3 protein-coding genes are annotated in these 15046 nt (G+C 73.9%); all 3 read left to right on the top strand.

Annotated elements, in window-relative coordinates:
• Nucleotides 1-69: 69 nt before the first annotated feature.
• Entirely contained in the window at nt 70-5628 is a 5559-nt protein-coding gene (locus ACIBNE_RS34995) for an SDR family NAD(P)-dependent oxidoreductase (protein WP_399278946.1), read from the top strand.
• Nucleotides 5629-5820: 192 nt separating this feature from the next.
• Nucleotides 5821-10947 (top strand): type I polyketide synthase, encoded by a 5127-nt coding sequence (locus tag ACIBNE_RS34990; protein ID WP_399278944.1) that lies wholly within the window; start codon nt 5821-5823, stop codon nt 10945-10947.
• A gap of 122 nt (nt 10948-11069) precedes the next feature.
• On the top strand, nt 11070-15046 hold a 3977-nt coding region (locus ACIBNE_RS34985), incomplete at its 3' end, for a type I polyketide synthase (protein WP_399278942.1).

Below are 15046 nucleotides of genomic sequence, written 5' to 3'. Positions count from 1 at the left end.
TGGTCGACGGCCACGAGTTCCCCGTAGCGTTCGTCGGGACATTCCGATGCGGGCGCAGGGGGTTTCTGAGTGGAAAGCGAGAAGAAGCTTCTCGAATACCTCAAGCGGGCGACGGCTGACCTCAGGGAAGCCCGACGCCAATTGCGCGAGGTGGAGCGCAGGGACCATGAACCCATCGCGATCGTCGGCATGAGCTGCCGCTATCCCGGCGGCATCACGTCCCCCGACGAGCTGTGGCGCCTGCTGGCGGACGGCCGGGACGGCATCGGCGAATTCCCCGCCGAACGCGGCTGGGACATCGAGCGGCTGTACGACCCCGATCCCGACCGGCCGGGAAAGACCTACGCCCGCGAGGGCGGGTTCCTCCAGGACGCGACCGCCTTCGACGCCGAGTTCTTCGGCATCGGGCCCCGCGAGGCCCTGGCGATGGACCCCCAGCAGCGTCTCCTGCTCGAAGCGTCCTGGGAGGCCCTGGAGCGCGCCGGGCTCGACCCGCACCGGCTGCGCGGCAGCGCCACCGGCGTCTTCGCCGGCGTCATGTACCACGACTACGCCGCACGCCTGACGAGCATCCCCGACGAGGTGGACGGCTACATAGGCAACGGCAACTCCGGCAGCGTCGTCTCCGGCCGCGTCTCCTACGTCCTCGGCCTCGAAGGCCCGGCGGTGACGGTGGACACGGCGTGCTCGTCCTCGCTGGTGGCACTGCACTGGGCGATCCAGGCGCTGCGCAGCGGCGAGTGCTCGCTCGCCCTCGCCGGTGGCGTCACCGTCATGTCGGTGCCCGACGCCTTCACCGAGTTCAGCAGGCAGCGCGGCCTCGCCGCTGACGGCCGCTGCAAGTCGTTCGCGGAGGGCGCGGACGGTACGGGCTGGGGCGAGGGCGTCGGCGTGCTGGTGGTGGAGCGGCTCTCCGACGCGCGGCGCAACGGGCATCAGGTGTTGGCGGTGGTACGCGGCTCTGCCGTGAACCAGGACGGCGCGAGCAGCAGCCTCACCGCCCCCAACGGCCCCTCCCAACAGCGCGTGATCCGAGCCGCGTTGGCGGACGCGGGCCTGCGGCCCGTCGACGTGGACGCCGTCGAGGCACACGGCACGGGCACGGTGCTCGGCGACCCCATCGAGGCCCAGGCGCTGATCGCCGCCTATGGCCAGGAGCGGGACGCCGACAGCCCCTTGTGGCTCGGTTCCGTCAAGTCGAACCTGGGCCACACCCAGGCGGCCGCCGGTGTCGCGGGCATCATCAAGATGGTGATGGCGATGCGGGAGGGGGTGCTGCCGAAGACCCTGTACGTGGACGAGCCGTCAAAGAAGGTGGACTGGTCGGCGGGGCGTGTGGAGCTGCTGACGGAGTCCCGGGTTTGGGAGAGCGAGCGGCCGCGTCGGGCGGGTGTGTCGTCGTTCGGCATCAGCGGCACCAACGCACACGTCATCATCGAAGAGGCGCCCGAACAGCCGGAGCCGGAGCCCGTGTCGGCCCCGTCGCTGCTGCCCGTGCTCCTCAGCGCGCGTACGGACGGCGCGTTGAAGGCACAGGCCCAGGGAGTGCTGGAGCTGCTGGCGGGCGAGGACGCGCCCGATGTGGCGGACGCCGCTGTGGCACTGGCCACCACCCGGGCGCGGTTCGAACGCCGCGCGGCAGTGGTGAGCACGGCACGCGAGGACCTGCTCGCGGGCCTGCGGGCGGTAGCGGCGGGCGGCAGCGCGACGGGCGTCGTCCAAGGCGCGGTCGCCGAGGGCCGTTTGGCGTTCTTGTTCACGGGTCAGGGTGCGCAGCGGGTCGGCATGGGCCGTGAGCTGGCGGAGAGCTTCCCGGTGTTCGCGGGGGCGTTGGACGAGGTGTGCGGGCATCTGGACCCGCTGTTGCCGCGTCCGTTGAAGGAGGTGCTGTACGGGGAGGACGCTGCGCTCCTGGACCGTACGGAGTACGCGCAGCCTGCCCTGTTCGCGGTCGAGATCGCGCTGTTCCGGCTGGTGGAGTCCTGGGGTGTGCGCCCGGACGTGCTGGCCGGGCATTCCATCGGCGAGATCGCTGCCGCATGTGTGGCCGGGGTGTTCTCCCTGCCTGACGCCTGCGCGCTGGTCGTGGCGCGGGGCCGGTTGATGCAGGCCCTGCCCGAGGGCGGTGTGATGGCCGCCGTGCAGGCCACCGAGGACGACGTCCGTACCCTGCTGGAGGGTGTGACGGACGCGGCGATCGCCGCCGTCAACGGCCCGCGGGCCGTGGTCGTTTCCGGCGCCGCCGCCTCCGTCGACACCGTCGTCGAGGCGGTCAAGGCCGCCGGTGGCAAGGCGACCCGCCTCAAGGTCTCCCACGCCTTCCACTCACCCCTCATGGAACCCATGCTGGAGGAGTTCGAGCAGGTCGCGGCGGCACTGGAGTACGCCGAGCCGCGCATCCCGATCGTCTCCACCGTCACCGGCAAGACCCTCACCCCGGGAGAGATCACCACCTCCGCCTACTGGGTCACCCACGTCCGTAACGCGGTCCGTTTCGCGGACGCGGTCCGCACGCTGGCCGACGACGGCGCCACCACGTTCCTGGAGGTCGGCCCCGACGCCGTCCTCACCACCATGACCGCCGACACCGGACACTGCGTACCCCTCCTGCGGCGTGACCGTCCCGAGCACACCCAGGCCCTCACCGCGCTGGCCGGCCTCTGGACCCACGGCCACCCCGTCGACTGGACCACCCTCCACACCGGCAACCCCACCCGCCACATCAACCTCCCCACCTACCCCTTCCAACACCAGCGCTACTGGCTGGAGAACACCCCCCACACCCCCACCGACGCCACCGCGCACGGCCAGGTCCCGGCGCACCACCCACTCCTCACCTCCGTCATCCACCACGCCACCACCGACGAGACCATCCTCACCGGCACCCTCAACACCCACACCCACCCCTGGACCAACGACCACCAAATCATGGGCACCACCCTCCTGCCCGGCACCGCCCTGGTCGAACTCGCCCTCCACGCAGGCAACCACGCCCACACCCCCCACCTCGAAGAACTCACCCTCCAAACCCCCCTCACCCTCCCTCCCGACCAAACCCTCGACCTCCAGATCACCGTCCACACCCCCGACGACGAACAGCGCCGCACCCTCACCATCCACACCCGCCCCCAAACCCCCCACGCCCCCTGGACCCAGCACGCCCAGGGCACCCTCACCCCCCACCCCACCCACACCCCGCACCAGCCCACCGACCTCACCGCCTGGCCCCCGCCCGGCGCCCAGCCCATCCCCCTCGACCACACCTACGACACCCTCGCCGCCCAGGGCTACCACTACGGCCCCACCTTCCAGGGCCTCACCAGAGCCTGGACCCAGGCCAACCACACCTACGCCGAAATCACCCTCCCCGAAACCGCCCACCACGACGCCGCCACCTACAACCTCCACCCCGCGCTCCTCGACGCCGCGCTCCACGCCAACCTCTTCGCCGAGGGCGACACCCAGGAGGACGCGACGGGGCCCCGGCTGCCGTTCGCCTGGAGCGGGGTGGCGCTGCACGCGACGGGGGCCACTTCGCTGCGGGTGCGGGTGACTTCCCACAGCCTCGACGAGGCTTCGGTGTTCGTCGCGGACGCGACCGGCGCCCCGGTGATGTCGATCCGCTCGCTCGCCGCGCGGGCCGTCGACGGCAAGCAGCTGTCGGCGGACGGCGCCGGGGACGGCGGCGACGCGCTCCTGCGGCCCAGTTGGAGCGAGCGCGCCGAGTGGCCCTCGGCCGAGGAGTCGGCCGGTGACTGGGCGCTGATCGGCACGGCCGACGACGCCGGGCTCGCCGCGGCCTTCGGGGACAACGTCCCGGTCTACGGCGACCTGGCGGCGCTCGCCGCCGAAGAGGGGCAGGCGCCCGAGCACGTGGTCCTCGTCTGTGCCGCCGACTCGGCGGGCGACGCGGCGGACGGTCTGCTCGACCGGATGCGCGCCGCGACGACCCGGGTGCTCCGGACCGTACGGGACTGGCTCGCGGACCCCAGGTTCGCCGACTCCCGCCTCGTCGTCCTCACCAGAGGGGTCACCGGGCCCGATCCGGCGCGCGGCGCCGTCGTGGACCTGGCCGGCGCCCCCCTCGCCGGGCTGGTGCGCTCGGCGCAGGGCGAGCGGCCCGAGGCCCGCGTCCTGCTCCTCGACTGGGACGGCACCGCCTCGTCCCAGGAGCGGCTGCGGCCGGCCGCGACCGCCCCGGCGGCCGAACTCGCCCTGCGCGAAGGCGTCCTGTGGGAACCCCGGCTGGTGCACGAACAGCAGGCCCCCGCCGGTTCGCTGCACGCGGCGCGCCTGGACCCGAAGGGCACCGTGCTCATCACGGGCGGTACGGGCGGCCTCGGCGCCGCGGTCGCCCGGCACCTGGTCGACCGGCACGGCGTCCGGCACCTGGTGCTGGTCAGCCGCCGCGGCGAGGACGCGCCCGGCGCGGCCGAACTCCGCACCGAGCTGGCCGAAGCGGGTGCCGAAGCGCGCATCGAGGCCTGCGACGTGGCGGACCGCGCCGCGCTGGAGAAGGTGCTCGCCGAGATTCCCGCGGAGCGTCCGCTCACCGCCGTCGTCCACACCGCGGGCGTCGCGGACAACGGCCTGATCGCCACCCAGACCGAGGAGGGACTGGACGCGGTCCTGCGGCCCAAGGCCGACGCCGCCTGGCACCTTCACGAGCTGACGCACCATCACGACCTGGCGGCCTTCGTGCTGTTCTCCTCGGCGGCGGGTCTCTTCCTCGGTGCCGGTCAGGCGAGCTACAGCGCCTCCAACGTGTTCCTGGACGCCCTCGCCCGTCACCGCAGGGCCGAAGGGCTGCCGGGCCTCTCCCTCGCCTGGGGCCTGTGGTCGGAGACCTCGGGCATGGCGAGCGGGCTGGGCGAGACGGACCTGCGGCGGATGCGGCGCATGGGCCTGCGCCCGCTCGCCACCGACGCCGCACTCGGCCTGCTGGACGCCTCGCTCGCGGTGGACGCCCCGGTGCTGGTGCCGGTCGGGGTGGACATGACGGTGATCGCCTCGCCCGGCGGCCCCGTGCCCCAGCTGCTGCGGACCCTGGTGCGCACCCCGGTGCGGCGGGCCGCGTCGGCCCCGGCCCCGGCGCCCTCGGTCGCCGCGGAAGCGCTGTCGTCGATGGAGGCCGCCGACCGGCACCTGCACCTCCTGGACCTCGTACGGGAGAACGCGGCGGCGGTACTCGGCCACTACAGCGGCGAACTCCTCGACCCCGGGCGGCCGTTCAAGGACGTCGGGTTCGACTCGCTGGCCGCCGTCGACCTGCGCAACCTGCTCAACGCGGCCACCGGGCTCCGGCTGCCCGCGACCCTGGTGTTCGACTTCCCGACCCCGACCGCGCTCGCCGCCTACCTGGCGACCGAGCTGACGCCCGCGCTGCCCCAGTGCCAGCCGCTGTTCGTCGAGATCGAACGGCTGGAGTCGGCGCTGCTGGCCGCCCCGCCGAGCGGCAGCGGCAGCGAACCCGACCACGCGGAGGTCACCGCCCGCCTGGAGACGCTGCTGCGCAAGTGGCGGGACCGGCACGACTCGGCGCTGGGCGCCGTGGTCCGCCCCGACTTCGAATCGGCCACCGACGACGAACTGTTCGCCGCGCTGGACGGCGAGGTCGGATTCCCGTAGCGGAAGCCGCACCGCCCCGGGGCGGCCCGTCGCGGCCGCCCCGGCACTCCACCCCGTACGCGGCCGAGTACTCCCGCATCTCCCTAACCCCGTACTCCCGTACGCCCCGTACGCCCCCGTACTCCTGTCACCTCCGGAGCTTTCGCGCGCGCTCTTCCCTGCTCCGACTGACCCCAGATTGGTTCACAAACGATGGCGAACGACCAGAAACTACGCGAGTACCTGCGGCGCGCGACGGCGGACCTGCACGAGACCCGCCGCCGGCTGCGCGAGGCGGAGGACGGCCGGTACGAGCCGATCGCCATCGTCGCGACGGGCTGCCGCTACCCGGGCGGCGTGGCCTCGCCCGATGACCTGTGGCGGGTCGTCGACGAGGGCGTCGACGTGGTCGGGCAGTTCCCCGCCGACCGGGGCTGGGACATGGACACCCTCTACGACCCGGTGCCCGGACGGCCGGGCCGCAGCTACGTGCGCCAGGGCGGATTCCTCTACGACGCGGCCGACTTCGACCCGGCGTTCTTCGGCCTCAGCCCCCGCGAGGCCCCGGAGACCGACCCCCAGCAGCGGCTGCTCCTGGAGACCTCGTGGGAGACCCTGGAGCGGGCGGGCATCGACCCGGCCTCCCTCCGGGGCAGCAGGACCGGGGTGTTCGCCGGGCTGATGTACCACGACTACGCGGGCGGCAGCGCCGCGGGCAGCCTCGTGTCGGGCCGGGTCGCCTACACCTTCGGCTTCGAGGGCCCGGCACTCACCGTCGACACGGCGTGCTCGTCGTCGCTGGTGGCGCTGCACCTGGCGGCCCAGGCGCTGCGCAACGGCGAGTGCTCGCTCGCGCTGGCGGGCGGGGTGACCGTCATGGCGGAGCCCGGCATGTTCCTGGAGTTCAGCAAGCAGCGCGGCCTCGCCCCCGACGGCCGGTGCAAGTCCTTCGCGGGGGCGGCGGACGGCGCGGGCTGGGCGGAGGGCGTGGGCGTCCTGCTCGTGGAACGGCTCTCCGACGCCCGCCGCAACGGCCACCCCGTCCTCGCGGTGGTACGCGGCTCCGCCGTCAACCAGGACGGCGCCAGCAACGGCCTCACCGCCCCCAACGGCCCGGCCCAGCAGCGCGTGATCCGCCAGGCCCTGCACAACGCCCGGCTCACCGCGAAGGACGTCGACGTGGTGGAGGCGCACGGCACCGGCACCACACTCGGCGACCCCATCGAAGCGCAGGCCCTGATCGCCACGTACGGCCAGGACCGGCCCGCCGACCGGCCGCTGTGGCTCGGCTCGGTCAAGTCGAACATGGGACACGCCCAGGCCGCCGCCGGAGTCGGTGGCATCATCAAGATGGTCGAGGCCATCCGGCACCGCAGGCTCCCGCGCACCCTGCACGTCGACGAGCCGACCCCGCAGGTCGACTGGGACGCGGGCCACGTCCGGCTGCTGACCGAACCGGTCGCCTGGGACAGCGCGGAGCCCCGCAGGGCGGGCATCTCCTCCTTCGGCCTCAGCGGCACGAACGCGCACGTCATCATCGAGGAGGCGCCCGCACCCGCCGAAGAGGCGGCCGACGAGACTCGGGCCGGGACGCCCGCCGGGACCTCCACGGGGACGCCCGCCCCGCTGCCGTACCTGCTCTCGGCGCGCGACGACCGGGCACTGAGCGCGGTCGCGGCCCGCCTGCGCACCCACCTCACCGCCGGATCCGCCGGAGCCGCCGGAGTCGAGGGATCCGCCGGAGCTGTCGAGGCCGCCGGAGCCCCCGGTACCGCCGCAGCCCCCGGTACCGCCGAAGTCCCGGGAGCCGCGCCCACCGCGGCCGACATCGCCTTCTCCCTGGCCACCACCCGCGCCTCCTTCGAACGACGGGCCGTCGTCACCGCCGACGACCGCGCGACCCTGCTGCGCCGCCTCGACGCGCTGGCCGCCGGGCAGGAGAGCACCGGCGTCGTACGCGGCACCCCGCGCGGCCCCGGCAGCCGCACCGCGTTCCTCTTCACCGGCCAGGGCGCCCAACGCCTCGGCATGGGCCGTGAGTTGTACGACTCCGAGCCCGCGTTCGCCGCGGCCTTCGACGCCGTCGCCGCCGAACTGGACCCCAGGCTCGGCACCCCCGTGCGCGACGTGATGTGGGCGGCCGACTCGGAGCCGAACGAGGCCGAGCTGAACCGCACCGGCCACGCCCAGGCCGCGCTGTTCGCCGTCGAAGTCGCCCTGTTCGGGCTGCTGGAGAGCTGGGGGATCCGCCCCGACCTGCTGATCGGCCACTCCATCGGGGAGATCGCCGCCGCCCGCGCCGCCGGGGTGTTCACCCTGCCCGACGCCTGCGCCCTGGTGGCCGCGCGCGGCCGGCTCATGCAGGCCCTGCCCGTCGGCGGCGCGATGGTGGCCGTCGAGGCGACCGAGGACGAAGTGCTTCCGCTGCTGGGCGCCGAGGTCGGCGTGGCCGCCGTCAACGGCCCGTCGTCCGTGATCCTCTCCGGCGCCGAGGACGCCGTCCTGGCCGCCGCCGACGAGTTGGCCGCGCAGGGCCGCAAGACCTCCCGGCTGCGCGTCAGCCACGCCTTCCACTCGCCGCGCATGGAACCGATGCTCGACGAGTTCCGCAAGGTCGTCGCGGCGATCCCGATGACCGCGCCCCGCCTGCCGGTCGTCTCCAACCTCACCGGGAAGCTCGCCGCGGGCGACGACCTGACCACCGCCGACTACTGGGTGCGCCACGTGCGCGAGACCGTCCGCTTCGCCGACGGCATCGCCACCCTCGTCGAACACGGCGTCGACACCTTCGTCGAACTGGGCCCCAGCACCACCCTCACCGCCCTCGCCCGGCAGTGCGTCACCGCCGACGCCGACCGGCCGGACGCCGCCTTCGTCCCCCTGCTGCGCGCCGACCGCCCCGAACCGGCCGCCCTGGTCACCGCACTCGCCGAACTCCACGTGCGCGGCACGTCCATCAGCTGGCCCGCGGTGTCCGCGCACTGGGGCGGCCGCCGCGTCGACCTGCCCACCTACCCCTTCCAGCGGCAGCGCTACTGGTGGGGCGAGGACGCCGCCCCCGGCACCGACGGCGGCCCCGGCACCGGCGGCGGCCCCGGGCGGCCGGGCGGCGCGGGCGACACCGCGTTCTGGCACGCCGTGGAGCGCGCGGACGGCAGCGCCATCGGTGACGCGCTGCACGCGGACGACACCGAGCGCGACGCCCTGAACGCCGTACTGCCGCTGCTCGCCACCTGGCGCTCCCGCCGCGTGCAGGAGGCCACCGCCGACGCCTGGAGCTACCGCGTCGACTGGCAGGCGCTCGGCGAGCCCGCCGACCCCGTCAACCCAGGCAACCCCGTCAACCTCGCGGACACGGCCGGGACCTGGCTCCTCGTCACCCCCGACGAGCCCGCCGCCGACCGCTGGGCCACCGCGCTCGAAGAGGCCCTGGCCGCCCGGGGCGCCACCGCGAGGCGCGTCACCGTCGACGCCGCCGAACTGGCCCGCGTCGGCGGCGCCGGTGACCGGGCCGCCACCGACGACGCCCGGCAGGCGCTCGGGGAGCGGCTGCGGGCGGCGCGCCACGACGGCGAACCGGTGCGCGCCGCGGTCTCCCTGCTCGCCCTCACCACCGGCGCGCACGGCCTCACCGCAACCGTCTCCCTCGCCCAGGCGCTGGGCGAACAGGCCCTGGGCGAAGGCGGCACAGAAGCCCCCCTGTGGTGCCTGACCAGCGGCGCCGTCTCCGTCAGCGGCGCCGAGGAACTGCCCCACCCCGAGCAGGCCCAGGTCTGGGGCATCGGCCGGGTCGTCGCCCTGGAACACCCGGGGCGCTGGGGCGGCCTCGTCGACCTGCCCGCGCACCCCGACGAGCGCCTCGCCGCCCGCCTCGCCGCCGTACTCGCCGCAAAGGAGACGGAGCACGGCCCCGAGGACCAGGTCGCGATCCGCGCCGCCGGCACCTTCGGCCGCCGCCTCGCCCACGTCCCCGCCGACACCAGCATCGCGGGCGCGGGCGAAGGCTGGAGCCCGCGCGGCACCGTCCTGGTCACCGGCGGCACCGGCGCCCTCGGCGCCCACGTCGCCCGCTGGCTCGCCCGGCGCGGCGCCGAGCACCTCGTCCTCACCAGCCGCCGCGGCCCCGAAGCACCCGGTGCCGGGGAACTGTCCGCCGAACTGACCGCGCTCGGCGCCCGCGTCACCGTCGCCGCCTGCGACGCGGCCGACCGCTCCCAACTGGCCGCCCTGTTCGCGGAGTTCCCCGCCGAACACCCGCTCACCGCCGTCATCCACACGGCGGGCGTCCTGGACGACGGCGTACTGGAGTCCATCACCCCCGAACGTCTCGACGGCGTACGCCGCCCGAAGGCGGAAGCCGCACGCCACCTGCACGAACTCACCAAGGACCTGGACCTCACCGCGTTCGTCACCTTCTCCTCCGTCGCCGGACTCCTCGGCAGCGCGGGACAGGGCAGCTACGCGGCCGCCAACGCCTACCTCGACGCCCTCGCCCACCACCGCAGGGCCCTCGGCCTCGCCGCGACCTCGGTGGCCTGGGGACCCTGGGACGGCGGCGGCATGGCGGGGGAGGAGGCGTCCCAGGACCGCTCCTGGTGGCGCGGCCTCGCCCCGATGGACGCCGACCTGTGCCTCACCGCACTGCAACGCGCCCTCGACGGAACGGCCCCGTGCGTCGGCGTGCTCGACGCCGACTGGCCGCAGCTCGCGGCGGGCTTCACCGCGGGCCGCCGCAGCGCGCTCCTCTCCGCGCTGCCCGCCGTCCGCGCCGCGGCCGAGACCGGTTCCGCCACCACGGCCGGGACCGCCGAGGCGGCGTCCGACCTGGTGGCCAGGCTGGCGGCGCTGCCCGAGAGCGAACAGCGCCGCGAAGTGCTCGACCTGGTGCGCGGACAGGTCGCGCTCGTCCTCGCCTACGAGGGAGCCGACGCCGTCCAGGCCAGCCGCGCCTTCAACGAACTCGGTTTCGACTCGCTCACCGCGGTCGAGTTCCGCAACCGCCTGAGCACCGTGACCGGCCTCAAACTCCCGGCCACCCTGCTCTTCGACTACGCCAACCCGGACGCCCTGGCCGCGCACCTGCACGGCGAGCTGTGCGCGGACGGGACGGGCCCCGCCGTACCCGTACTCGCGGAGCTGGAACGCATCGAGGCCGTGGCCGCCGCCCTCTCCGCCGAGGAGATCGAACGCAGCCGCATCAGCCACCGGCTCCAGGAACTCGTCGACGGCCTCAACGCCCGCACCGGGGCGTCGGACACGACCACGGTCACCGACAGCCTCGACACCGCGTCGGCCGAGGACATCTTCGACTTCCTCGACAAGGAACTGGGACGTTCCTGACCCACCGTTCCCGACCCACCGGCCCGCTGATCCGCAGACGCGCGGCCCACCCCGCTCCCACCCCATTCTTCCGAACCTCCCGCGCACGAAGCTCCCGGGAGATGACACACGGCGAGGCTCCGATGGCGAACGTGAACGAAGCGAAGCTCCTCGACTACCTGAAGCGGACGACCGCGGACCTGCAAGCCACCAAGCAGCAGCTGCGGGAGATGGAGAAGGCAGACCAGGAGCCCATCGCCATCGTCGCGATGAGCTGCCGCCTCCCCGGCGGCGTGCGCACGCCCGAGGAGCTGTGGCGGCTGCTCGCGGCGGGCGACGACGCCATCGGGGACTTCCCCGAGGACCGGGGCTGGGAGGTCGACGGGGGCGACGAGGACGGCGCCGACTACGCCCGCAAGGGCGGATTCCTCTACGACGCCGGGCAGTTCGACCCCGACTTCTTCGGCATCTCGCCCCGCGAGGCGCTGGCCATGGACCCCCAGCAGCGGCTGCTCCTGGAGACCGCCTGGGAGGCGTTCGAGCGCGGCGGCATCGCCCCCGACTCGCTGCGCGGCGACCGCGTCGGCGTCTTCGCGGGCACCAACGGCCAGACCTACTTCGAGCTGAAGCTGCCCGAGGAGGCCGAGGCGTACCTGTCCACCGGCAGCAACGCCGCCGTGCTCTCCGGCCGCATCTCCTACGTCCTCGGCCTCGAAGGCCCCGCCGTCACGGTCGACACCGCCTGCTCGTCTTCCCTGGTGGCGCTGCACCTCGCCATGCAGGCGCTGCGCAAGGGCGAGTGCACCCTCGCCCTCGCGGGCGGCGCCACCGTGATGGCCACCCCCGACCCCTACATCGCCTTCAGCAAGCAGCGCGGCCTCGCCGCCGACGGCCGCTGCAAGGCGTTCGCCGAGGGCGCCGACGGCACCGGTTGGTCCGAGGGCGTCGGCATGCTCCTGGTGGAACGCCTCTCCGACGCCCGCCGCAACGGCCACCCCGTTCTCGCGGTGGTACGCGGCTCCGCCGTGAACCAGGACGGCGCCAGCAACGGTCTCACCGCCCCCAACGGCCCCTCCCAGCAGCGCGTCATCTGGGACGCCCTGGCCGGCGCGCGGCTCTCGGCCGACCAGGTCGACGCCGTCGAGGCGCACGGCACGGGCACGGTGCTCGGCGACCCCATCGAGGCACAGGCGCTGCTGGCCACCTACGGCCGCGACCGCGCGGCCGACCGGCCCCTGTGGCTGGGCTCGGTCAAGTCGAACCTGGGCCACACCCAGGCCGCCGCGGGCGTCGCGGGCATCATCAAGATGGTCATGGCGATGCGCCACGGCGTCCTGCCCCGCACCCTGCACGTGGACCAGCCGTCCACCAAGGTCGACTGGAGCGCGGGACACGTCCGCCTGCTGACCGAGGAAGTCCCCTGGGGCGCCGACCGGCCGCGTCGCGCGGGCATCTCGTCCTTCGGGATCAGCGGCACCAACGCGCACGTCATCATCGAGCAGGCCCCCCAGGAAGAGCCCGCAGAGGACCCGGCCGAGCACCCCGAGCCCACCAACGAGCGTGCGGAGCCCACCGGTTCGGCGCTCCACCCGGTGTCCGCCGCGAGCCCGGCCGCGCTGCGCGCCCAGGCCGCGCACCTGATCGACCTGCTGGAGGGGGAGAACGCTCCCCGCACCGACGACGTCGCGGCGGCGCTCGCGACCACGCGGGCCCAGCTGGAACACCGCGCGGCGGTCGTGAGCACGGGACGCGAGGACCTGCTCGCGGGCCTGCGCGCGATCGCGGCGGGCGAGCACGCGCCCGGCGTGGTGGACGGCACAGTGACCGGCGGCCGCCTGGCCTTCTTGTTCACGGGTCAGGGTGCGCAGCGGGTGGGCATGGGCCGTGAACTGGCGGAGGCTTTCCCGGTGTTCGCGGGGGCGTTGGAGGAGGTGTGCGGGCATCTGGACCCGCTGTTGCCGCGTCCGTTGAAGGAGGTGCTGTACGGGGAGGAAGGCGACGCGGGACTCCTGGATCGTACGGAGTACGCGCAGCCTGCCCTGTTCGCGGTCGAGGTCGCTCTGTTCCGGCTGGTGGAGTCCTGGGGGGTGCGCCCGGACGTGCTGGCCGGTCATTCCATCGGTGAGATCGCTGCCGCATGCGTGGCCGGGGTGTTCTCCCTGTCTGATGCCTGTGCGCTGGTTGTGGCGCGGGGCCGGTTGATGCAGGCCCTGCCCGAGGGCGGTGTGATGGCCGCCGTGCAGGCCACCGAAGACGACGTCCGCACCCTGCTGGAGGGCGTGACGGACGCGGCGATAGCCGCCGTCAACGGCCCCCGGGCCGTGGTCGTTTCCGGCGCCGCCGCCTCCGTCGATGCGGTCGTCGAGGCGGTCAAGGCCGCCGGTGGCAAGGCGACCCGCCTCAAGGTCTCCCACGCCTTCCACTCACCCCTCATGGAGCCGATGCTGGCGGAGTTCGAGCAGGTCGTGGCGGCACTGGAGTACGCCGAGCCGCACATCCCGATGGTTTCCACCGTCACCGGCAAGACCCTGACCCCGGGAGAGATCACCACCTCCGCCTACTGGGTCACCCACGTCCGCAACACGGTCCGTTTCGCGGACGCGGTCCGCACGCTGGCCGACGACGGCGTGACCACGTTCCTGGAGATCGGCCCCGACGCCGTCCTGACCACCATGGCCGCCGATGCCGGACACTGCGTACCCCTGCTCCGCCGCGACCGCCCCGAACACCCCCAGATCCACACCGCGTTGGCTCACCTGTGGGTCCAGGGCCGACCGGTCGACTGGGCCGGTTTCCACGCAGGTGCCCCCGCCCACTACATCGACCTGCCCACCTACCCCTTCCAGCGACAGCACTACTGGGTCCCGAACGCCACGGTCACCGGCAACGTCGCCTCCGCCGGCCTCGACGCCGCCGACCACCCCCTGCTGGGCGCCGCCATGATGCTGGCGGACTCCGACGGCGCGCTGTTCACCGGGCGGCTCTCCGCCGCCACCCACGCCTGGCTCGCCGACCGCACGGTCGCCGGAACCCCGGTGTTCCCCGAGACCGGCTTCGTGGAACTGGCCATCCGCGCCGGTGACCAGGTCGGTTGCGGGGTGCTCGAAGAGCTGACGCTGGAGGCGCCGCTGGTGCTGCCCGAGCGCGGCGGCCGTCAGGTGCAGGTCGCGGTGGGCGCACCGGACGCCGGGACGGGAACCCGTGCGGTACGGGTGTTCTCGCGCGCCGAGGACACTTCAGGCGACGCCTCCTGGACGCGGCATGCCACCGGTGTGCTCGGCACCGGCGCACGCCCCGCGACGGACGACGCCGTCCTCGCCGAGTGGCCCCCGGCCGGGGCGACCCCCGTCCCGGTCGAGGACGTGTACGAACGCCATGCGGCGGCGGGACTGTCGTACGGCACCGCCTACCGGGGGCTCCAGGCCCTCTGGCGCCTGGACGACGAGCTGTTCGCCGAGGTCGCGCTGCCCGAGCAGGCCGCCGAGGACGCCGAGCGGTTCCGGCTGCACCCTGCCGCACTGGACGCCGCACTCCAGGCCCTGACCCTGCTGGACGCCGACGCTGACGCCGTCGCGGGGCAGGCAGTGCGCCCCCGGCTGTACGCGGAGTGGCGCGGCGTCACCCTGCACGCCACCGGCGCGTCCGCGCTCCGGGTGCGGTTCTCGCCGCTGAGCGGCGACGGCTTCGCGGTGACCGTCGCCGACGCCACGGGCGAGGCCGTCGCCTCGGCGGAGTCGCTGACCGTACGTCCCACCACGACCACCGAACTCACCGGAGACGCCGGTGTCCACTTCCCCGAGTCGTTGTATCGGGTGGAGTGGGTGTCGGGGGGTGTGGGTGGTTTGGTTGGTTCGGGTGTGGTGGCTGAGTTTGATGGTGTGGTGTCGGGTGCTGTGGTGGGGGTGCCTGATGTGGTGGTGTTGCGGGCGTTCGGGGATGCGTCGGGTGGGGTGGTTGACGGTGTGTCCGGGTTGCTTGAGCGGGTGCTTTCTGGTGTGCGGTGGTGGTTGGGGGAGGAGCGGTTTGCTGGTTCGCGTCTGGTGGTGTTGACGCGGGGTGGTGTGTCGGTTGGTGGGGGAGGTGTGGGTGATCTGGCGGGTGCGTCGGTGACTGGTTTGGT

Origin of the sequence: Streptomyces sp. NPDC050504 (genome assembly GCF_044458065.1) — a bacterium.
Lineage (GTDB): Bacteria > Actinomycetota > Actinomycetes > Streptomycetales > Streptomycetaceae > Streptomyces.
The sequence above is the reverse complement of the archived record's forward strand: the minus strand, read 5'-3'. Positions and strand labels throughout refer to the sequence as shown.